This is a genomic window from Streptomyces venezuelae (assembly GCF_008642375.1).
Taxonomy (GTDB): Bacteria; Actinomycetota; Actinomycetes; order Streptomycetales; family Streptomycetaceae; genus Streptomyces; species Streptomyces venezuelae_G.
Genome location: NZ_CP029194.1, coordinates 6,306,957 through 6,328,392, shown reverse-complemented (window position 1 = coordinate 6,328,392; position 21,436 = coordinate 6,306,957). Strand labels below are relative to the sequence as shown.

Annotated in this window: 16 protein-coding genes and 1 pseudogene; 8 read left to right on the top strand and 9 right to left on the bottom strand. The window is 72.5% G+C overall.

Annotation, left to right across the window (positions count from 1 at the left end; genetic code table 11):
- Window positions 1-10: 10 nt before the first annotated feature.
- The 5 genes and pseudogenes from DEJ46_RS28945 to DEJ46_RS28925 form a co-directional block, all read right to left on the bottom strand.
- A complete protein-coding gene (locus DEJ46_RS28945; protein WP_150274867.1) occupies window positions 11-802 on the bottom strand; it encodes an endo alpha-1,4 polygalactosaminidase in 792 nt (263 codons plus the stop codon).
- Window positions 799-1,422: a spherulation-specific family 4 protein gene (locus DEJ46_RS28940; RefSeq protein ID WP_150271024.1), complete on the bottom strand. Its 624-nt coding sequence runs from the start codon at window positions 1,420-1,422 to the stop codon at window positions 799-801. Before DEJ46_RS28940 ends, DEJ46_RS28945 begins: the two co-directional genes overlap by 4 nt.
- A 3-nt stretch (window positions 1,423-1,425) precedes the next feature.
- Window positions 1,426-2,859 carry a hypothetical protein gene (locus DEJ46_RS28935; RefSeq protein WP_150271023.1) on the bottom strand — a complete coding sequence of 478 codons (1,434 nt, stop codon included), beginning with the start codon at window positions 2,857-2,859 and terminating at the stop codon, window positions 1,426-1,428.
- Between the two features lie 106 nt (window positions 2,860-2,965).
- Window positions 2,966-4,411: pseudogene (pelF, locus tag DEJ46_RS28930) on the bottom strand (GT4 family glycosyltransferase PelF); the annotation flags it as partial.
- A gap of 25 nt (window positions 4,412-4,436) precedes the next feature.
- A complete protein-coding gene (locus DEJ46_RS28925) occupies window positions 4,437-6,527 on the bottom strand; it encodes a hypothetical protein (protein ID WP_150271021.1) in 2,091 nt (696 codons plus the stop codon).
- A gap of 314 nt (window positions 6,528-6,841) precedes the next feature.
- Between DEJ46_RS28925 and DEJ46_RS28920 the strand changes: the two genes are divergently transcribed.
- The 6 genes from DEJ46_RS28920 to DEJ46_RS28895 all read left to right on the top strand — a co-directional run bounded on the left by DEJ46_RS28920 (window position 6,842) and on the right by DEJ46_RS28895 (window position 16,779).
- Window positions 6,842-8,350: a leucyl aminopeptidase gene (locus DEJ46_RS28920; RefSeq protein ID WP_150271019.1), complete on the top strand. Its 1,509-nt coding sequence runs from the start codon at window positions 6,842-6,844 to the stop codon at window positions 8,348-8,350.
- Between the two features lie 299 nt (window positions 8,351-8,649).
- Window positions 8,650-10,038, top strand: coding sequence for a dihydrolipoyl dehydrogenase (gene lpdA / locus DEJ46_RS28915; protein ID WP_141296013.1), 1,389 nt, complete (start codon window positions 8,650-8,652; stop codon window positions 10,036-10,038).
- A 62-nt stretch (window positions 10,039-10,100) separates the two neighbouring features.
- Window positions 10,101-11,909, top strand: a complete 1,809-nt coding sequence (sucB, locus tag DEJ46_RS28910) for a 2-oxoglutarate dehydrogenase, E2 component, dihydrolipoamide succinyltransferase (protein WP_150271017.1) — start codon at window positions 10,101-10,103, stop codon at window positions 11,907-11,909.
- A 128-nt stretch (window positions 11,910-12,037) separates the two neighbouring features.
- Window positions 12,038-12,661 (top strand): GntR family transcriptional regulator, encoded by a 624-nt coding sequence (locus DEJ46_RS28905; protein ID WP_150271015.1) that lies wholly within the window; start codon window positions 12,038-12,040, stop codon window positions 12,659-12,661.
- A 317-nt stretch (window positions 12,662-12,978) separates the two neighbouring features.
- On the top strand, window positions 12,979-15,684 hold the full coding sequence (gene aceE, locus DEJ46_RS28900) for a pyruvate dehydrogenase (acetyl-transferring), homodimeric type (protein ID WP_150271013.1): 2,706 nt from the start codon (window positions 12,979-12,981) through the stop codon (window positions 15,682-15,684).
- A gap of 129 nt (window positions 15,685-15,813) precedes the next feature.
- Window positions 15,814-16,779, top strand: a complete 966-nt coding sequence (locus tag DEJ46_RS28895; protein WP_150271011.1) for a helix-turn-helix transcriptional regulator — start codon at window positions 15,814-15,816, stop codon at window positions 16,777-16,779.
- Window positions 16,780-16,787: 8 nt separating this feature from the next.
- Here the strand turns inward: DEJ46_RS28895 and DEJ46_RS28890 are convergent, their stop codons facing one another.
- Window positions 16,788-17,717 (bottom strand): SDR family oxidoreductase, encoded by a 930-nt coding sequence (locus tag DEJ46_RS28890; RefSeq protein WP_150271009.1) that lies wholly within the window; start codon window positions 17,715-17,717, stop codon window positions 16,788-16,790.
- 110 nt (window positions 17,718-17,827) lie between these two features.
- Here DEJ46_RS28890 and DEJ46_RS28885 point away from each other — a divergent pair, with 110 nt between their 5' ends.
- The gene (locus DEJ46_RS28885; RefSeq protein ID WP_150274865.1) at window positions 17,828-18,349 is read left to right on the top strand and encodes a DUF4240 domain-containing protein; all 522 of its coding nucleotides are present in this window, start codon (window positions 17,828-17,830) and stop codon (window positions 18,347-18,349) included.
- 81 nt (window positions 18,350-18,430) lie between these two features.
- Here DEJ46_RS28885 and DEJ46_RS28880 read toward each other — a convergent pair whose 3' ends face one another.
- Window positions 18,431-19,264, bottom strand: coding sequence for an SDR family NAD(P)-dependent oxidoreductase (locus DEJ46_RS28880; protein ID WP_150271007.1), 834 nt, complete (start codon window positions 19,262-19,264; stop codon window positions 18,431-18,433).
- Window positions 19,264-20,058, bottom strand: a complete 795-nt coding sequence (locus DEJ46_RS28875) for an SDR family NAD(P)-dependent oxidoreductase (protein WP_150271005.1) — start codon at window positions 20,056-20,058, stop codon at window positions 19,264-19,266. The genes DEJ46_RS28880 and DEJ46_RS28875 overlap by 1 nt, the downstream gene beginning before the upstream one ends.
- 120 nt (window positions 20,059-20,178) lie before the next feature.
- Between DEJ46_RS28875 and DEJ46_RS28870 the strand changes: the two genes are divergently transcribed.
- Window positions 20,179-20,907, top strand: coding sequence for a TetR/AcrR family transcriptional regulator (locus tag DEJ46_RS28870; protein ID WP_223835184.1), 729 nt, complete (start codon window positions 20,179-20,181; stop codon window positions 20,905-20,907).
- Here DEJ46_RS28870 and DEJ46_RS28865 read toward each other — a convergent pair.
- On the bottom strand, window positions 20,896-21,402 hold the full coding sequence (locus DEJ46_RS28865; RefSeq protein ID WP_223835182.1) for a GNAT family N-acetyltransferase: 507 nt from the start codon (window positions 21,400-21,402) through the stop codon (window positions 20,896-20,898). The genes DEJ46_RS28870 and DEJ46_RS28865 overlap by 12 nt on opposite strands.
- Window positions 21,403-21,436: the final 34 nt, after the last annotated feature.

The following is a 21,436-nucleotide window of genomic DNA, read 5'->3' as shown; positions in this document are numbered from 1 at the left end:
CGAGCGGCCGTCAGCAGGGCTTGCGCCAGACCCCGAGCTCGTACTTCTTCAGCATCGAGCTGAGGCCCAGCTTCCGCGCCTGCGGGCAGAACTCGCCCGTGTCCAGCTCGTACTCGACGTGGAAGACCGCCTTGCCGGCCGCCACGAACGGCGCCAGGCGGCCGCACTCGTCGTACTCGGCGCACTGTTCGTTGACCGCGAAGTCGAAGTCCGGGAGCAGCCGGGGGATCTGGTCCAGGTCGTTCTTGAGGCCCACCGCGAGGCCCCGGTCGTGGGCCAGGCGGGCGATGAGGCGGTTGTAGCGGAGCTGGTCGGCGGCGGTGAGCGGGAAGCCGGTGCGGTTGCGGTAGCCGTCCATGTTGTCGGGTTCGACGGCGTCGAAGCCCTTGTCACGGCACATGTCGAGCCGCTTCGCCATGAGCGGTTCGAGGACGTCGGTGCGGCGGATGTCGAGCCAGCGCTCGCCGTCCCAGCCGTTGCCCGCACCGAGGACGGACTTCGGGAAGCGGGCGGCGTCCGGGCGGAAGTCCTCCCAGGCTCCGGTGGAGAGGTAGCAGATGACCTTGCGGCCGCGGGCGTGCAGGTCCTTCACCGTGGACGCCGGGTGGTCGAAGCCGTCGATGTCGTACACCGGGACGTCGACCGTCGGGTCGAGCCGGCCGCTGAGCTGCCACTGCCAGGCCAGGCCGGGCTTCGGCCGCCAGCGCTCGTCCGGCGAGGGTTTCGGGTCGGGGCCGGGGGCCGTCGTACAGGCCGTGACCAGGAGCAACAGGCCCGCGAGCAGGGGCAGCAGACGTCTCATCGGGCGGGCTCCAGGAGATGCGGCAGTGTGCCCCAGGGGTGGGCGCCCGTGCCGGGGACGGCGCAGTGCACCGGGGTGGCGGGGCGGACCCCGGGCGGGGCCGCGTAGACGAGGTGGCAGTAGTGCGGGGCGACCGGGAGGTCGAGCGTCCGGTACGTGTCCCAGGGGCCCTCGAAGGTGACGAGGAGGTCGGCGAACTCCTCGTACCCCGGATCCGGGTGGGCGCCGTGGTTGAGGACGAGGGTCGCGGCCCCGGCGGCCCGGGCCGCGACCGCGATCCGCCGGTAGTGGGCGAGGCCGCCGGGCGCGGTCGTCACCTGGTCGAGGAAGGTCCCGTCGGCGCCGTACCAGTCGCGGTGCCGGAGCAGGTCGGTGACGACCTCGGCGTGCGGGCGGCGGCCGTAGTCGGTGTCCACGTACCCGAGGACGGGGACACCGGACTCCCGCAGCCGCGCGGAGACCTCGGCGAAGGCCGGGTCGGGCGCCCTGCCCGCGCCGCTCGCCGGGTTGAGGACGACGCCGTGCAGGGAGGGCGCGGCGGCGACGAGGGCCGACCAGGCCTCGGGGCGGTCGGCGGGGTGCTCGTAGTACGGCACCAGGAGGGACGGCGTCACGGTCATCCCCTACGCGCGGTGGGCGGTCGGTCGTACCAGCAGAACACAGGTGAGGACGGCGAGCAGCGCCGCCGCTCCCCCGGTCGCCGCCGGGCCCGCCGCCGGCTCCACGGTCTGCGCCGCCGCCGCGACCAGGCAGACGGCCGCCGCGCTCGCCACCGCGCCGAAGGCCTGGAGCAGCAGTCCCAGCCAGAGCACGGTCCCGATGAGGAGCAGCGTGACGAGGCGCGGGAGCGTCGGCCAGGGCGCCCCCGGCCAGGCCAGGGTCGCGACGAGGGTGAGGCAGACGAGGACGGTGAGGTAGCCGCCGAGGCAGAGGACGAGGGTGCCGGTGACCGCCCTGCGGAACTCGCGGGCCGTGGCGAGGGTCCGCAGCCGGGTCAGGCTCTCGCCCCGGAATCGGTGCAGCAGCCATTCCGCCGGGCCCATGGAGAGGGTGAGCGCGACGACCGCCCCGGCGCCGCTCACGAGCGTGTCGCCGATGCCCGCGTGGAGGACGAGCAGGCCGCTGCCGAGGCCGAAGAGTCCGTACGGGAGGGAGGCCGCGCGCGGGGGCCCGGCCCGGCCCGCCGCCCCGCGCCGCACGCCCGGCCGGAGCACGAGCGCCGCGAGGGCGACGGCGGCGGTGAGCGAGGTGAGGACGAGCCCGCCGCGCAGGAGGTCGGGCAGGTCCCAGCGGAAGGCGGGGAGCGCTCCGCCGAGCGGCAGCAGGGCGCAGAGCAGGGCCCGTTCGCGGCCGAGGACCAGCAGGACGGTGGCCGCGGCGAGGTAGAGCGACTGTCCGGCGGCGAAGAGGGCCGCCGGGATCTCGCCGGGCCCGGCGGCCGCGAAGGCGACGGCCGATCCGGCGAGGGCGCCGGCCGGGGCGCCGGTGAGCAGTGCGCGGGCGGCGGCGGGCCGGTCGCCGAGGCCGAGCCAGGTGTACGCGCGGTGGGAAAGGGCCTGGTTCCACACCCAGCCGGTGACGGCCCCGGCGAGGAGAGGGATCGTTCCGCCGGGGAGCCCGAACCGGCCGGGGCCCCCGGCGAGGAGCGGCGCGGCCAGGACGTAGGCGAGGCCGGGCAGCGCGAAGACGAGCCCGCGCAGGAGGCAGCCCGCGAGTTCGCTGTGCCAGGGACCGGTGGGCGGTGCCTCCGGTGCGGGGTGGCGCCGTTCCACGCGCGCGTAGAGGTCCTCGGCGAGGGCGAAGGAGTCGGCGCGGCCGTAGGTGAGGCGGATGTGGTCGTCGGTCATGCCGTCGGACTCGAGGAGCGCGGCGATCTCGTCGGGGTGCACGGCCCGGGCGACGAAGTCGTCGAGGCGGGCGGCGAGTTCGTCGACGGGGTCGACGGCGAGGCCGCTGTCGGCGGTGGGGTCCTGGGCCCGTTTCTCCCCGCCGGGGCGGGGGATCGCCGGGAGCGGCGTGACGGTGGCCGGGGGTTTCAGCCAGAGGGAGCCGCTCATGCCGGGGTGCCTCCCGCCACGAGGGGCGCGGGGGCACGGCGGGGGGCGGGGATGCGGATCGTCCACGCCTTCGGGACGGGGAGGGGGAGGGGGCGGCGGGCCGTCCGCCGGCCAGTTCGCGGTAGATCTGGCGGAAGCCGTCGACCGAGCGGTTCAGGGTGAACCGGTCGATGACCCGCTGCCGTGCCAGGCGGCCGAGTTCGGCGCGCCGGGAGCCGTCCCCGAGCAGTTCGGTGACGGCGGCCGCCATGACGGCCGGTTCGCGGGGCGGGACGACGATCCCGGTGTCGTCGACGGCCTCCCGTACGCCTCCGACGTCCGTGGAGACGGTGGCCCGGCCGCAGGACATCGCCTCGATGAGGGAGAAGGGGAAGCCCTCGCTGATGGAGGAGAGCATGACGACGCTGCCGGCCGCGTAGGCGCGCGGCACCTCGGAGACGCGGCCCTCGAAGGTGATGCCGTCGGTGACGCCCAGTTCGGCGGCGAGCTTCTCCAGGCGTGTGCGGTAGTCCTCGTTACCGGCGGGGACCGGGCCGAACAACCGCAGCCGCAGCTCGGGTAGTTCGGCGCGGCAGATCGCGTACGCCCTGATCAGGGTTTCGAGGTCCTTGATGGGGTCGACCCGCCCGCACCAGCTGAGGGTGGGGGTCTCCGGTTCGGGTCCGGCCTCGGGGAAGAGGGCCGGGTCGACGCCGTTGTAGACGGTGCGGATGCGGTCGGCGGGGGCGCCGCCGCGCTCCTCCCAGCGCCGGTTGTACTGGTTGCAGGGGGTGATGAGGTCGGCCTTGCGGTAGCCGAGCGTGTTGAGCTCGCGGTAGAAGCCGAGCATGAGGGCCTTGACGGGCCAGCGCTGCGCGTCGGTGCGGTAGCCGAGGTAGCGCTCGCGGAGGTAGATGCCGTGTTCGGTGAGCAGGAAGGGAACCCCTTCGAAGTGCTGCGCGGCGAGGGCGGGCAGCGTGGCGAGGCCGCTGGAGACGGCGTGGGCCACGCTGCCGGTGGCTATCCGGGCGGCGAGCGGGCGCAGGGCGTGTTCCAGCAGGTCGGTGGCGGTGAGCGCGTCGTGGACGGTGGGCCGGGCCGCGAGCGTCGGCAGGTGCGGCATGGTCCAGATCCACATCAGGGAACGCAGGGCCGGTTCGGAGCGCAGGGCGGAGGTCAGCCGTCCCTGCCGGGCCAGTCCGGCCAGCTCGTACAGGCTCGTGCCGAAGTCGCAGCCCGCGCCCGGGTCGAGGAGGGCGAGGAGCAGGCGTTCGTACGTGTCGAGGAAGCGGCGGCGTTCGCGCCCCCGCAGGGGCCGGCGCGCTCCGGCGAACAGGCCGGGCGTGTCCGGCCCCTGCGGGTGGCCCCAGAGGGGGAACGCGGTGTGCCGGGTGATGTTGGGCGGCAGCTCCCAGGTGACGGGTTCACGGCCGCTGCCCGTGAGGGCGAGGATCTCGAAGTCGACCTCCGGCATGCCGCGGACGAGCTGGTCGCACCAGGTGCTGACGCCGCCGTGGACGTGCGGATAGGTGCCTTCGGTGAGCATGGTGACGTGGCGGCCACTGCTCGGCATGTGCGTTCCCCCCAGGACGTGCTGGTCAGGCGGTCGGGAGCGTGAGTGTGACGGCGGTCTGGAGCGGTTCGGGCGCGGTCCAGGCCGAGCGGGTGCCCGCGTAGCCCGTGCCGAAGACGGTCGAGCCGAGCAGGAGCTGCTTCCGGGTGCCCTCGGGCGCGGTGACGGGCACGGCGAGGCCGGCGGGGGCCTTGACGGTGACCGTGCTGCCGATGCGGTGGGCGGTGACCTTTCCGGTGGCGACGGCCTGGTCCCAGGCGGCACGGCGGCCCAGCTCGGTGCCGACGTCCTTCTGGCGCGGGTTCACCAGGGGCGCGTTGGGCGCGAAGAGGGCCCGGTAGTCGGCGAGCACGCGGTCGAGGACGGGGTAGAGGAGGCGTTCCTCGGCCAGGTTGGACTGGTGGACGTAGTGCGGGCGGGGGTCGTTGCCGAGGACGTGGGAGAGGGCCGTGCGAGCCTCCTGCGGGACGATCCGCTCGGCATAGCCCGTGGTGGTGGGGAGCGGGGCGGGCAGGCAGGTGGAGAGGGGGTTGTCCTCGCAGATGCCGCTGCCGCCGTCGGCGCGGGAGGTGTAGATCCAGTTGTACTCGTCGGCCATCTCGGCGGCGGTGCCCACGTTGTAGTACACGTTCATGGGGTGGCGGGGCACGGTCTTCGCGGCGGCGCCGCCCGTGCCGACGGAACGCTGCTGCGGTTCGCGGGAGTTGTCGCTCGCAGTCCATTTCACGCCGTTGTCGGCGAGGGCGCCGGCGAGGTTCGGATTGTCGACGGGCTGCTGGGGCAGGGTCTTCAGACCGGAGTGCTCGCCGGTGACGAGTTCGGAGCGGTCGACGGAGATGCCCTTGCCGACGGCCCAGTTGTGGTTGTTGCGGATCTGGCCGGAGAGCTCGGAGCGGCTGACCCAGAGGGTGTTGCCCGAGACGTCCTTGGCGCACTGCCAGGGGACGGTGGTGTTGTCCTGGACGCAGCCGAGGAAGGGGTGGGTGTAGGTGTGGTTGATCCACCGGTACTGGGCGCGGTCCGCGAGGAGCTGCGCGGTGAGCGGGTCGCTGCCGCCGTGCTCGGTCTTCCACTGCTCGCCCTGGCCGCCGTTGTAGACCATGTCGAGGGTGAAGCCGGAGGCCTTCTGCCAGGCGGCGGCGTGCCGGGCGTCGGCGGCGGTCATCCGGATGGGGTTCACGCCCTCGCCGTCGTCCTCGACGCAGTCGAAGTCGCCGGGGGTGCAGTTGAGGGCGGTGTCCCAGCGGGCGTCGGGGGCGAAGACGTCGTCGACGTGGACGGAGAGGTAGTTGCGGCTCTGGCCGAGGTGGACGCCCTGGGTGAGCCATTCGACGATGCCGCGCGCGAGGGCCCGGAACTGCCGCTGGTACTGGTTGTAGGCGAAGGTGACGACGAGCTCGCGGCGTCCGTCGGCGGTGTACTCGCCGACGAGGCTGGCCCGGCCGCCGCCGTCGACCGGGATGTCGACGTAGCTGGTGTAGCCGGCGCGGGGGCGGCCCGCGTAGCCGTAACTCTCGGCGATCGACGGGTCGTTGTCCTCGAAGGTGAGCGCCCCGGCGAGGTACTTGAAGGGGCCCGTCTTCCCGGCGGCGGTGACGCCGGCCGTGGTCCCGTCGAGGACGCCGGACCAGCCGCCCTCGTTGGTGTAGTCGAGGCCGACGCCGGGGTGCGACCAGGTGTAGGCGTCGACCTGCGGGATGCCGAAGGTCCGCTCGTAGGCCTGGAGCGCGGTGTGCTCGGCGGAGTCGGGGCCGAAGGCGCTCTCGTGGGGCAGGACGACACCCTGGTACTTGGCGCGGGGGCGGCCGTCGAGCGTGTCGCTGAGGAAGGCCGTGTCGAGGACGGGCCGGTTCGGGTCGTTGAGGTCGATCCTGCGGTACGGGACACCGGAGCCCTTCAGCTCGGCGGTGATCGCCCCGACGGCGCTGCCGCCGTCGTCGACGACGAGGACCGTCAGGTCGACGCGGGGAGCCGGCGCGGCGGCGGCCTGCGCGGACGGCATGACGGTGGCGAGCAGCGCGGCGGCGGCGAGCGCGGCGACCCGGGCGGTACGGGGCGCGGTGCGGGGCTCGGTGGTGCGGGCGCTTCTGGGCGTGCGGATTCGGCCGGAGTCCATCGGTGGTGTCCCCCCTCGGCAGGCCCGTCCGGGCCGGGGCCGGACCGGCGGGACCTGTGGAGATGATGCAGATGGTGCAAAGGCGAGTGCGTTCGCCTTGCGGGATTGAGGCGAGTGTGGACGAGCGCTCCGAGCCTGAACGGTAAACATGAAAGAGACACCACGGATGAGTGAATCACTGCCGCCGTGAGCGAACGCGGTGAGCGAGCGTAGGCTCGTTCTCGGCGCTCTCCGGGCCGAAATACGATGCGGCGGGCACGGTCGGCCCATCCCTCGACCGCCACAGAACTCAATGGAAGCGAGAATTCACCACCGTGACTGCTCTCACTCTCAGCACTGCCGGTGCGGCGACGCTGCGCGCCGACGCCCTCGTGGTCGGCGTCGCGAAGTCCGGGAAGACGCTCGTCGTCGCCCCGGGCGCCGACGCCGTCGACAAGGCCTTCGACGGGCGGCTCGCCGCCGTCCTGGAGACCCTGGGCGCCTCGGGTTCCGAGGGTGAGGCGATCAAGCTGCCCGCGCCCGCCGGCCTCAAGGCCCCCGTCGTCCTGGCCGTCGGCCTGGGCTCCGCCCCCGAGGACGGCGAGTCGTACGGCGCGGAGACCCTGCGCCGCGCCGCCGGCACCGCCGCCCGCACCCTGACCGGCTCGAAGAAGGCCGCCTTCGCGCTGCCGATCGCCTCCGCCGAGGACGCCGCCGCCGTCGCGGAGGGCGCCCTGCTCGGCGCGTACGCCTACACCGCGTACCAGGAGAGCGGCAAGGACGCGAAGAAGCCGCTGGCCGAGGTCGCCCTGCTCGGCGCCAAGCCGCGCGACAAGGCGTACAAGGCCGCCGCCGAGCGCGCCCAGGCCGTGGCCGAGGAGATGAACCGCGCCCGCGACCTGATCAACATGCCGCCGAACGACCTCTACCCCGAGTCGTTCGCCGCCGTCGTCGCGGCCGCCGGCAAGGAGCACGGCCTCAAGGTGCAGGTGCTCGACGAGAAGGCGCTCGAGAAGGGCGGCTACGGCGGCATCCTCGGCGTCGGCAAGGGCGCCGTCCGCGGCCCGCGCCTGGTCCGGATCGCCTACACCCACCCGAAGGCGGAGCGGACCCTCGCCCTCGTCGGCAAGGGCATCACCTACGACTCCGGCGGCATCTCCCTGAAGCCTGCCGGCCACAACGAGACGATGAAGTGCGACATGAGCGGCGCCGCCGCCGTCTTCGCCGCCGTCGTCGCCGCGTCCCGCATCGGGCTCGCCGTCAACGTCACCGGCTGGCTCGCCCTCGCCGAGAACATGCCGTCCGGCTCCGCCACCCGCCCGGGTGACGTGCTGCGCATGTACAGCGGCAAGACCGTCGAGGTCCTCAACACCGACGCCGAGGGCCGGCTCGTCCTCGCCGACGCGCTGACCCGGGCCTCCGAGGAGCACCCGGACGCGATCGTCGACGTGGCGACCCTGACCGGCGCGATGGTCCTGGCGCTGGGCGACCGCACCTTCGGCATCATGGCCAACGACGACGACTACCGGACCGCGATCCACGAGATCGCCGAGGAGGTCGGCGAGCAGTCCTGGCCGATGCCGCTCCCGGCGGACCTGCGCAAGTCCATGGACTCCCCCACCGCCGACATGGCGAACATGGGCGTCCGTATGGGCGGCGGTCTGGTCGCCGGTCTCTTCCTCCAGGAGTTCGTGGGCGAGGGCATCACCTGGGCCCACCTGGACATCGCGGGCCCGGCCTTCCACGAGGGCGCCCCGTACGGGTACACCCCGAAGGGCGGCACCGGCTCCTCGGTGCGCACCCTGGTGAAGCTGGCCGAGCTCACGGCGGCCGGCGAGCTCTGAGCACACCCGTGACAGGGGCGGCCCCGGGTCTCGCGCCCGGGGCCGTCCCTGTCCGCGCCTGTGAGCGTCTGTTCGCCCGCGACGAAATCCGTAGGTTCGTACGCTGCGCCGATCCCTCCGTACGGACGATCGGCCGTCTCACAGCACGGCCCCGCGTCCCGCCATCCGTCAACAAGTGCGAAGATGGGTTCTCGGCAGGACAGGGCCCCCACCACAGGGCCGAAATAAAGCGGCCGAACACCAGCCGCCGCCCGGTCACTGAAGACCGGCGACGAGCGCACATGCATGGAGGACGTGACGTGGCGAACGACGCCAGCACCGTTTTCGACCTAGTGATCCTCGGCGGCGGTAGCGGCGGTTACGCCGCGGCGCTGCGCGGAGCGCAGCTGGGCCTGGACGTCGCACTGATCGAGAAGAACAAGCTCGGCGGCACCTGCCTGCACAACGGCTGCATCCCGACGAAGGCCCTGCTCCACGCCGGCGAGGTCGCCGACCAGGCGCGCGAGGCGGAGCAGTTCGGTGTCAAGGCCTCCTTCGAGGGCATCGACATCAAGGGCGTGCACAAGTACAAGGACGACGTGATCTCGGGCCTGTACAAGGGTCTGCAGGGTCTCGTCGCCTCCCGCAAGGTGACCTACATCGAGGGCACGGGTCGCCTCTCCTCCCCGACCTCCGTCGACGTCGACGGCCGTCGCGTCGAGGGCCGTCACGTGCTCCTCGCCACGGGCTCCGTGCCGAAGTCGCTCCCCGGTCTGGAGATCGACGGCAACCGGATCATCTCCTCGGACCACGCGCTGACCCTGGACCGGGTCCCGGAGTCCGCGATCATCCTGGGCGGCGGCGTCATCGGCGTCGAGTTCGCCTCGGCGTGGAAGTCCTTCGGCACCGACGTGACGGTGATCGAGGGCCTGAAGCACCTCGTCCCGGTCGAGGACGAGAACAGCTCGAAGCTTCTTGAGCGCGCGTTCCGCAAGCGCGGCATCAAGTTCAACCTCGGCACCTTCTTCCAGTCCGCCGAGTACACCGACAGCGGCGTCAAGGTCACCCTGGCCGACGGCAAGACCTTCGAGGCCGAGGTGCTGCTCGTCGCGATCGGCCGCGGCCCGGTCTCCGCCGGTCTCGGCTACGAGGAGCAGGGCGTCGCGATGGACCGCGGCTACGTCCTGGTCGACGAGTACATGCGTACCAACGTGCCGACGATCTCGGCCGTGGGCGACCTCGTCCCGACGCTCCAGCTCGCGCACGTCGGCTTCGCCGAGGGCATCCTCGTCGCGGAGCGCCTGGCCGGCCTGAAGGCCGTGCCGATCGACTACGACGGCGTGCCGCGGGTGACGTACTGCCACCCCGAGGTCGCCTCCGTCGGCATCACCGAGGCCAAGGCCAAGGAGATCTACGGCGCGGACAAGGTCGTCGCCCTGAAGTACAACCTCGCGGGCAACGGCAAGAGCAAGATCCTCAAGACCGCGGGCGAGATCAAGCTCGTCCAGGTCAAGGACGGTGCCGTGGTCGGCGTCCACATGGTCGGTGACCGCATGGGCGAGCAGGTCGGCGAAGCGCAGCTGATCTACAACTGGGAGGCGCTGCCGGCCGAGGTCGCGCAGCTCATCCACGCCCACCCGACGCAGAACGAGGCGCTCGGCGAGGCCCACCTGGCCCTGGCCGGCAAGCCGCTGCACTCCCACGACTGACGCTCACGTCATCACAGGGCGCGACGACCACTTTCCGCAATTCGTTAGGAGCAACTGAAACCATGTCGGTTTCCGTAACCCTGCCGGCGCTCGGCGAGAGCGTCACCGAGGGCACCGTCACCCGCTGGCTCAAGGCCGAGGGTGAGCGTGTCGAGGCCGACGAGCCGCTGCTCGAGGTCTCGACCGACAAGGTCGACACCGAGATCCCCGCCCCCGCCTCGGGCATCCTGGCCTCCATCAAGGTCGCCGAGGACGAGACGGTCGAGGTCGGCGCCGAGCTGGCCATCATCGACGACGGCACGGGTGCCCCGGCCGCGGCTCCGGCCCCGGCCGCCGAGACCGTCGTCCTCCCGGTCCCCGCGGCCGAGGCCCCGGCCGCTCCGGCCGCCCCGGCGCCGGTCGCCGAGGCCCCCGCCGCCGCTCCGGCCGGCGGTGCCTCCGGCACCGACGTCGTGCTGCCCGCGCTGGGCGAGTCCGTCACCGAGGGCACCGTCACCCGCTGGCTGAAGTCGGTCGGCGAGACCGTCGAGGCCGACGAGCCGCTGCTCGAGGTCTCCACGGACAAGGTCGACACCGAGATCCCGGCCCCGGTCTCCGGTGTCCTCCTGGAGATCGTCGTCGCCGAGGACGAGTCCGCCGAGGTCGGCGCCAAGCTGGCCGTCATCGGTGCCGCGGGTGCCGCTCCGGCCGCCCCCGCCGCCCCGGCCCCGGCCGCCCCGGCCGCCGCCCCGGCTCCGGCCGCCCCGGCCGCCGCTCCGGCTCCGGCCGCTCCGGCCGCCGCTCCGGCTCCGGCCGCTCCGGCCGCCGCGCCGGCCCCGGCCGTCCCGGCCCCGGCTCCCGCGCCGGTGGCTCCGGCCGCCCCCGTGGCCGCTCCGGCCCCGGCCGCGCCCGCCGCCCCGTCCATCGCCCCGGCGCTGGTCACCCCGGTCGCCGAGGACGGCGCCTACGTGACCCCGCTGGTCCGCAAGCTCGCCACCGAGAACGGTGTCGACCTGGCGGCCGTCAAGGGCTCGGGCGTCGGCGGTCGTATCCGCAAGCAGGACGTCCTCGCGGCCGCCGAGGCCAAGAAGGCCGCCGCTGCCGCCCCCGTCGCCGCTCCGGCCGCCGCCCCGGCGACCGCGAAGGCTCCGGCCCTCGCGGTCTCCCCGCTGCGCGGTCAGACCGTCAAGATGACCCGCATGCGCAAGGTCATCGGCGACAACATGATGAAGGCGCTGCACGGCCAGGCCCAGCTGACCTCGGTCGTCGAGGTCGACATCACGAAGCTGATGAAGCTGCGCGCCCGTGCCAAGGACGCGTTCGCGGCTCGCGAGGGCGTCAAGCTCTCCCCGATGCCGTTCTTCGTCAAGGCGGCGGCCCAGGCGCTGAAGGCCTTCCCGGTCATCAACGCCCGGATCAACGAGGACGAGGGCACGATCACCTACTTCGACACCGAGAACATCGGTATCGCGGTGGACTCCGAGAAGGGTCTGATGACCCCGGTCATCAAGGGTGCGGGCGACCTCAACATCGCCGGCATCTCGAAGAAGACCGCGGAGCTGGCCGGCGCCGTGCGCGCCAGCAAGATCACGCCGGACGACCTGGCCGGTGCGACCTTCACCATCTCCAACACCGGTTCGCGCGGCGCGCTGTTCGACACGATCATCGTGCCCCCGAACCAGGTCGCCATCCTGGGCATCGGCGCCACCGTGCGCCGTCCGGTCGTCATCAACCACCCGGACCTGGGTGAGACGATCGCGGTCCGCGACATGACGTACGTCGCCCTGTCCTACGACCACCGTCTGGTGGACGGCGCCGACGCCGCCCGCTACCTGACGGCCGTCAAGGCGATCCTCGAGGCCGGCGAGTTCGAGGTCGACCTCGGCCTGTAAGGCCATGTGAGGGTCCGTTGCCCATCGGCAACGTAACGAGCCTCACCTGCGGCGCCCCCGCCCGGAAGTGTTTCCGGACGGGGGCGCCGCCGTATTGTCTAAGGGTCAACACTCCCCGAGGAGCCTTCATGACCGTCCCCGTCGTCCACTCGCTGCGCGAACAGATCCGCGAGCACATCGTGGAGGGGATCGTCAGCGGCCGCTGGAAGCCGGGAGAGCGCATCGTGGAGCGCAGGATCGCGACGGAGCTGGAGGTCAGCCAGACCCCGGTCCGCGAGGCCCTGCGCGAGCTGGAGTCCCTGCGCCTGATCGAGTCGGCTCCCAACAAGGGCGTCCGGGTCCGCAATCTGACCGCGGCCGACCTGGAGGAGAGCTACCCCGTACGGGCCGGTCTGGAGCAGATCGCGGCCGAGCTGGCCGCCGGACGCCTGGCGGCGGACTGCTCGGCCCTGGAGCCGCATGTGGCGGCGCTGTACGAGGCGGACGCGACCGCCGACGGCACGGCGCAGGTGCGGCACACGGTGGCCTTCCACCGGGAGCTGGTGAAGGCCGCGGGGAACGGCGTGCTGCTGCACACCTGGGAGACGCTCGGCATCGAGGTCTTCACGGCCCTGTCGATCCGCTGGCTCGGCACGGTCCAGAAGTCGTACGCGGAGGAGCACCAGGAGCTGGTGGAGGCCTTCCGCAGGGGCGACCCGAACATCGGGGCGCTCGTGAAGGCCCACGTCCTGGGCTGCGCCCCGCGCGCCTGACGCCTCTCCCGTCCGCCGGCGGAACCGAGCGGGTCCACCCTCCGGCGGGCCCGCTCATTCGTGCGAGCGCACCCTCAGACGACCGCTCCCACCTGCGAGAACTAGCCGGAATCAAGGCATTTGCGAGGCACCCGGTGCCCTCCTTCGCGGCACCCTGTGCCGACTTTCTCGATCCGAAGAGGTTTTCCCCTTCAACCCTTTGATCGATCATCGATCGTCGGTTTACAGTCTTCGGCGGGCCGTCACCCGGCCCTTCGCCCTGTCCTGCCAGACAAGGCCCCCTTTTCTCCACCCCACCTGTCCGGAAGGCGGCGATCATGACCGATCCCGTAGGCAAGATTCCGAGCGAGCTCGACCAGCTCCCGGACCGTGACACCGAGGAGACCGCCGAGTGGGCGGCCTCCCTGGACGCCGTCACCAAGGCCGCCGGCCCTCACCGGGCCGCCTACCTGATGCGCCGCACGCTCCAGCACGCCGAGGGCGCGGGCCTCGCCCTGCCCAAGCTGCTGGAGACCGACTACGTCAACACCATCCCCACCTCCGCGGAGCCGTCGATCGCCGAGTTCGGCGGCGACGAGGCGATGGAGCGGAAGATCACCGCCTGGAACCGCTGGAACGCGGCCGCGATGGTCACCCGCGGCTCCAAGTACGGCGTCGGCGGCCACATCGCCACGTTCGCCTCGGCGGCCTGGCTCTACGAGACCGGCTTCAACCACTTCTTCCAGGGCAAGGAAGCCGACGGTTCCGGCGACCAGCTCTTCATCCAGGGCCACGCCTCCCCGGGCATCTACGCCCGCGCCTTCCTCGACGGGCGCCTGAACGAGGCCCACCTCGACAACTTCCGGCAGGAGTCCGGCGGCAACGGCCTGCCCTCCTACCCGCACCCGCGCCGGCTGCCCTGGCTGTGGGAGTTCCCCACCGTCTCCATGGGTCTCGGCCCGCTCTCCGCGATCTACCAGGCGCGCTTCAACCGCTACCTGACGAACCGTTCCATCAAGGACGTCTCCGCGTCCCACGTGTGGGCCTTCCTCGGTGACGGCGAGATGGACGAGCCCGAGTCGACGGCAGCCCTCGCGCTCGCCGCCCGCGAGGGTCTGGACAACCTGACCTTCGTCATCAACTGCAACCTGCAGCGCCTCGACGGCCCGGTCCGCGCCAACTTCAAGATCGTGCAGGAGCTGGAGGCCCAGTTCCGCGGCGCCGGCTGGAACGTCGTGAAGTCGCTGTGGGGCAACGCCTGGGACGAGCTGTTCGCGCTCGACACCACCGGCGCCCTCGTCCGCCGCCTCCGCGAGGTCCCGGACGCGCAGGTCCAGACGTACCAGACCCGCGACGCCGCCTACATCCGCCAGGACTTCTTCGGCAAGGACCCGGCGCTCGTCGCGATGGCGCAGCTGCTGAGCGACGACAAGATCCTCGAGTGCTTCCACCTCTCCCGCGGTGGCCACGAGCCGCGCAAGGTGTTCGCCGCGTACAAGGCCGCCCTGGAGTTCAAGGGCGCGCCGACGGTCATCCTCGCGCAGACCGTCAAGGGCTTCACCCTCGGTGAGGGCTTCGCGTCGAAGAACGCGAACCACCAGATGAAGAAGCTCACGACCGACGAGTTCAAGAACATGCGTGACCTTCTCGAGCTGCCGATCTCGGACGCGCAGTTCGTCGACGGCCAGGTGCCCTACGGCCACCCCGGCGCCGACTCCCCCGAGGTCCGCTACCTCCAGGAGCGCCGCGCGGCGCTCGGCGGCCCGGCCCCGGCCCGCCGCACCCACGCGCTCGCGCCGCTGCCGGCCCCGGCCGAGAAGGCCTTCGCCGCCTTCGACAAGGGCTCCGGCTCGCAGTCGATGGCCACGACGATGGCCTTCGTGCGACTCATCAAGGACCTGATCCGCGACAAGGAGACCGGCAAGCGCTGGGTCCCGATCGTCCCGGACGAGGCCCGTACCTTCGGTATGGAGTCGCTGTTCCCGTCGCTCGGCATCTACTCGCCGAAGGGCCAGACGTACGAGCCGGTCGACCGCGACCAGCTGATGTACTACAAGGAGGCCAAGAACGGCCAGATCCTCAACGAGGGGATCACCGAGGCCGGTTCGATGGCCGACTTCATCGCCGCTTCCACCGCGTACTCCACGCACGGCGAGGCGATGATCCCGTTCTACATCTTCTACTCGATGTTCGGCTGGCAGCGGACCGCCGACCAGATGTGGCAGCTCGGCGACCAGCTCGGCCGCGGCTTCCTCGTCGGCGCGACCGCCGGCCGCACCACCCTGACCGGTGAGGGCCTCCAGCACGCCGACGGCCACTCGCCGGTGATCGCGGCCACGAACCCGGCGGCGCTGACGTACGACCCGGCGTTCGCGTACGAGGTCGCCGTCATCGTCAAGGAGGGTCTGCGCCGGATGTACGGCGAGGCCGCCGAGGGCGAGGACCAGAACGTCTTCTACTACCTGACGGTCTACAACGAGCCGATGCCGCAGCCGGCCAAGCCGTCCGGCATCGACGAGGGCATCATCAAGGGCCTCTACCGCTTCAACACCGCGGAGTCGGCCGGTCTCGACCTGCCGGCGAACGCCTCGCGCATCCAGCTCCTCTCCTCGGGCACGGCGATCCACTGGGCCCTCGAGGCGCAGAAGCTGCTCGCCGCCGAGTGGGGCGTGGCCGGTGACGTGTGGTCCGCGACCTCCTGGACGGAGCTGCGGCGCGACGCCCTGGAGGCGGACGCGGCGCTGCTGCGCGGCGAGGAGCAGGTCCCGTACATCCGTAAGGCCCTGGAGGGCGTCGAGTCCCCGGTCCTCGCGGTCTCCGACTACATGCGCCAGGTCCCGGACCAGATCGCGCAGTGGGTCGAGCAGGACTGGTCCTCGCTCGGCGCGGACGGCTTCGGTCTCTCGGACACCCGTGACGCGGCCCGCCGCCACTTCGGCGTCGACGCCCAGTCGATCGTCGTCGCTGCCCTCGCGCAGCTCGCCCGCCGCGGCGAGGTCCCGGCCTCGGCCGTGAAGGAGGCGCGCGAGCGCTACGGCCTGTAGTCCGGCCGGCCGATCGGTCCCGAGGGGCCGTGTCCGTACGTCTCGTACGGACACGGCCCCTCGGCCTGTCGCCCCGAGGCCGACGGGTGTCCCCGAGCGGGAGGCGAACCGAGCCCTGAAAATGGGCCCATGCGCGCCGCCCGTCTCATCAAGCTGGTCCTGCTGCTCCAGTCCCGTCCGTCGATGACGGCCGCCGAACTGGCCGCCGAGCTGGAGGTGTCGGAGCGGACCATCACCCGGGACGCGCTCGCCCTCGCCGAGGCGGGGGTGCCGGTGTACGCGGACCGGGGCCGCGCGGGCGGCTACCGGCTGGTCGGCGGCTACCGGACGCGGCTCACGGGGCTCGCGCGCGGCGAGGCGGAGGCGCTCTTCCTCTCGGGGCTGCCGGGCGCACTGCGCGACCTGGGGCTCGCGGACGCGGCCTCGGCGGCGCGGCTGAAGGTGTCGGCGGCGCTGCTGCCCTCGCTGCGGGACGCCCCGGACGCGGTGGGCCGCCGCTTCTATCTGTCCGCGCCGGGCTGGTACCAGGAGCCGGAGACCCCGGAGCTGCTCGCCCCGGTCGCGGAGGCCGTCTGGGACGACCGGATGCTCTCCGCGCGCTATCTGCGCGGGGACGGCGAGGAGGTCGAGCGGGTGCTCTGCCCGTACGGCCTCGTCCTGAAGGCCGGTGTCTGGTACGTGTGCGCGCGGGCGGACTCCTCCTACCGCACGTACCGCGTGGACCGGTTCAGGGCGGTCGCCGTGGGCGAGGAGCGGTTCGTCCGGGACGAGGACTTCGACCTGCCGGCGTTCTGGGAGGAGCGGGCGACGGAGTTCGCCCGCTCCCTGCTCCGCACGGAGGTGGAGGTGCGGCTCACGGAGGCGGGTGCGCGGCGGCTGCCGTACGTCACGGACCGCGCGGCCGCCGAGGAGGCCCTGGCGGCGGGCGCCGCGGAGGCCGGCGGCCGGGTGCGGGTCGCCCTGCGGGTGGAGAGCGAGGAGGTCGCCTTCTCCCAGCTGCTCGGCCTGGGCCCGGAGGCCGAGATCCTGTCCCCGCCCGCCCTCCGGACGCGCTTCCGGGAGGCGGCCCGGGGCCTGGCTGAGCTGTACCCGTAGGCGTTGCCCTACCGGTAGTCGTCGATGTCCGGCTCGCCCGTCTCGTCCGCGAACATGTAGCCCCAGGCGTCCGGCTGTGAGCCGTCGGCGTCGGTGAAGCCGTACTCCCGGGCCAACTGGCCGCTGGAGAGCGACCGACCGTTCCAGCGGTGGCGGTCGGCGTCGGCGGCGAGGGCGGCGACGGCCCTGCCGACGTACACCGGGGACTCGGCGACGGCGAACCCGGGGATCCTCTCGACGGCGTCGCGCCAGTTCTCCTCGGTGACGCCGAAGGCGGCGAGCATCTGCTCGGACCTGAGCCAGCCGGGGGTGAGGGCGACCGCCGTGGCGCCGTGCTCCTCCAGTTCCTTTCCGAGGCCGAAGGCCATCCGGAGCGGGGCGTTCTTGGCGAGGTCGTAGAAGAGGTTCTCGCGGAAGCGGGTGCCGTTGTACTCGGTGGTGCCGTCGGTGATCTCGACGACGAGCCCGCCGGGATTCCGGATGAGCAGCGGCAGGGCCGTGTGCGAGGTGATGACGTGCGTCCGGACACCGAGTTCGAGCATCCTGAGGCCGCCGACGAGGTCGTTCTCCCAGGTCTTCTTCCCGAAGACGAGGAGGTGCTCGCCGCCCCACACGTCGTTGACGAGGACGTCGAGCCGTCCCTGCTCCCGGTCGATCCGGTCGACCAGCGCCCGGACCTGGTCCTGCTCCAAATGGTCGGTCGGCACGGCGATGCCCTCGCCACCCGCGGCCGTCACCAGTTCGGCCGTCTCCTCGATGGTCTCGGTGGCGCGGCCGACCTCGCTGACCTTCTCGCGGGTGGTGCGCCCGGTGACGTACACCGTGGCTCCGGCGGCCCCCAGCTGGACGGCGATGCCCCGTCCGGCGCCCCGGGTGGCTCCCGCGACCAGGCAGACGCGTCCCTGCAGCGGCTTCTTCTCGCGTGTCTCTGTCGTCATGAGCACCAGACTGGCAGGAAAGTACGACATCTTCTGTCCGGATTCATTTCCGGAGTTCTTCGGGCATTCCGGGTGCGTCGTGCCCGCCGAGACAGGATGCTGGTCCCGTGATGGACGAGACGGAGTTCTGGGAGATCATCGACGCCACCCGCGAGGCCGCCGAGGGCGACCCCGAGGAACAGGCCGATCTGCTCGTGGAGCGGCTGATCCGGCTGGATCCCGACTCCGTGCTCGACTACGCCCGCCATTTCGAGGCGCGCTACAACCGCGCGTACCTCTGGGATCTGTGGGGCGCGGCGGCCGTGCTCTTCGACGGGGCGGGCGACGAGACCTTCGACGCCTTCCGCTGCTGGCTCATCGGCCAGGGCCGGGAGGTCTTCGAGGGTGCCGTGCACGAGCCGGACTCGCTGGCGGAACTGCTCGGCGACTTCGACGTGGAGATCGACGGGGACGGCGAGGAGATCGGTTTCGCTGCGGACGAGGCGTACGAGCAGCTGACCGGCGCCGAGACCCCGGACCTGGGCATTCCGATGCCGGGCGGGGAGCCGCTGGGCGCGCCCTTCGACCTGGAGAACGACGACGTGCTCGCGGCCCGCTTCCCCCGGCTGTGGGAGCGCTTCGGGGCCACGTAGCGGCAGGCCGGGACGGGAAGAGGTACGGACCCGGGGGCCGTCCCACCCCGGGTCCGTACCGGCTTTCGGTGCCGGCGTCCGTCAGCCCTGCTGGAGCCGCGGGTTCACCTGGCCGAGGATCATGTCCGTGCGCGGCTGGAGCGCCGGGAAGAGCTGCTCCGGCTGCGGGACCGCCCAGTACTTCCCCTCGGCGACCATCTCGAAGACGCGCTCGGCGTGCTCCTCGGGGGTCAGCCCGTGCTCGTCGGCGAGGGTCTGCAGGTGGTCGTTGAAGGCCGCGATCTCGGGCGGGGTGCCCTCGCCGGGCCTGGCCGCCCTGAAGATCTCGCTCTTGACCGAGCCGGGGGTCACCACGGACACCTGGATCGGAGCGCCCTTCATCAGCATCTCGTGGTGGAGCGACTCGGTGAGCGCGAGCGTGCCGAACTTGGTGACGCTGTACGGGGCCATCAGCGGGCTCGGCAGCATGCCGCCGATCGACGACACGTTCACCACCCAGGCCTTCTCGCCGCGCTCCAGCATGCGCGGGACGAAGGCCCGGATGCCGTTGACGTAGCCGCCGATGTTGATCCGCAGCATGGCGTCCCAGCGCTCGGCGGGGATCTCCCAGGAGTAGCCCATGGCCATGATCCCGGCGTTGTTCACCAGCATGTCGACCGTGCCGAAGCGGGTGTACGCGGTGTCCGCGAGGGCCTCGACGGAGGCGGGCACGGCGACGTCGGTCACCACGGCCTCCACCTCGGCGCCGGCGGCCCGCAGCTCCTCCGCGAAGGCGGCGAGACGCTCGGCGGCGATGTCGGCGAGGACCAGCTTCATGCCGAGTCCGGCGGCGTGCCGGGCGAGGCCGGCACCGATGCCGGAGGAGGCGCCGGTGATGACGGCCGTACGGCCGCCGAACACGTCCCGGGCGCTCATCAGAAGTGCGTTCCGCCGTCGACGCGGACCTCGGTGCCGGTGATGAACTTCCCGTCCTCGCTCGCGAGCATCGCGACGACGCCGGCGACGGTCTCGGGGCCGGCGAAGCCCTGGCCGAGGGCGGGGGCGAGCTTCGCGAAGAGGGACCAGTCGGTGTCCTCGGGCAGGCCGGGGCCGATCGACTGCTTGCTGGCGCCGGTGCCGTCGGTCATGCCGGAGGAGATGGAGCCGGGCTGGACGGCGGTGAAGCGGATGCCCTGCTTGGCGTACTCGGCGGCGAGCGCGTGGGTCATGGACTGGATGCCGCCCTTGCTGGCCGCGTAGGCCGCCATGTAGGGGTGGGCGAACATCGCGGAGGTCGAGGAGAAGTTCACGACGGCGGAGCCGTCGCCCTCCAGGAGAGCCGGGATCGACTCGCGGATCATGAGGAAGGTGCCGGTGAGGTTGATCCGGAGCACCTGCTCGAAGGAGTCGAGGCTCGTCTCGTGGGTGTGCGAGGAGCGCAGGATGCCCGCCGCGTTGACCAGGACGTCGAGCCCGCCGAGCGCCTCGACGGCGGCGGCGACGCCGGCCCGGACGGACGCCTCGTCGGCGACGTTCACGACGACGGTGGTGAGGCGGTCGGCGGCCTCGCCGGCCTTGGCGACGGTGTCCTTGAGGCCGTCCTCGCTGATGTCGGCGGCGACGACGCGGCCGCCCTCCGCGAGCACGCGGAGCACGGTGGCCTGGCCGATGCCGGAGCCACCGCCGGTGATGAGGGCGCGGCGTCCTTCGTAACGGGTCAGCTGGTTCATGGCGGCAACCTCTCGATGTCAAGCTTCCGTGGAACGCCTGCCACCGTACGCCCGAGTGGCACGTTTTGCCAGAGTTGCACGTCATGCACTTTCGGCAGGCGCGGGCGTAGTCTTCGTACGGTGAGCACCAAGCCCCCCTCCCTGACGGAGCGCCGCAAGGCCGCGACCCAGCTGGACATCGCCCGCGCCGCCGCCGAGCTCTTCACCGAGCGCGGGCCCGACGGCACGACGGCCGAGGACATCGCCCTGCGGGCCGGGGTCGCCCTGCGCACCTTCTACCGGTACTTCCGCTCCAAGCAGGACGCCGTGGCCCCGCTCCTCGCGGGCGGCGCCGACCGATGGCGCGACCAGCTCGCGGCGGCCGGCCCCGGGGCCCGTCTCCCCGAGGCGCTGGAACGCTCGATCGCCGAGTCGCTGGCCGCGGAGGACGAGGAGGCGGCCGAGGGGGTTCTCTGGACGCGCGGGCTCCTGCGGGCGGCCGCGGAGGACCCCGCCCTGCGGGCCGTCTGGTACCGGGTCAACCAGGAGTCCGAGGAGAAGCTGCGCGAGGTCCTGGCCGGGCTCGCGGGCCCGGAGACCGACCCGCTGGAGATCCGGCTCGCGGCGGCGGCGGCCACGGACGCCATCCGGATCGCACTGGAGACCTGGGCGGAGACGGACGCGCCGGTGCGCGGCGAGGGCTCACCGGCAGCTCTCGCCGTCCGCTGCCTGCGCGAGCTGATGGGCGGGATGCGGCTCCTCGGGGACGCGAGCGCCGGGGCCGGGCCGGACGACGGGTCGGGCGACGGCTCGCGGGACGGGTCGCAGAACGGCTCGGGCGACGGCTCGCGGGCCGGCTCAGTCGAGTAGCGAGCGGCCCATCAGGACGTCGTCCACGTACTCCCCGTCGATCAGGAGCTCGCCCGGCAGGACGCCCTCCACCGCGAACCCCTCGGAGGCGTAGAGCGCGCGGGCCGGTGTGTTGTGCCCGATGACCCGCAGGGTGATCCGGCGGGCACCCTCCGCGCGGGCCCGCTCCGCGGCCGCCCGCAGCAGCGCCCGCGCGACACCCCGGCCACGGACGGACTCGTCGACCACCAGGCCCTGGATCTGGCGCACGTGGGCGGTGGCGGCGAGCGGGGTCGGCAGGGCGAGCCGGATGTAGCCGGCCACGGCGCCGTCCACCACCGCGACGAGGTAGTCCTCGGGCAGGTGCCGTTCGTCGAAGAAGGGCTCGTGCGGCTCCGTCGGCGCGGGCAGCACCGCGTGGAGGGGCGACCAGGCGGCCCGGTCGAGCGCGCCGAGGGCGTCGTCGTCCCCGGCTTCGGCGATACGAATCTGCGTCTGCGTCTGCGGCACGATCATGACGGCCACTGTGTCACGCACGGGACCGGGAGGG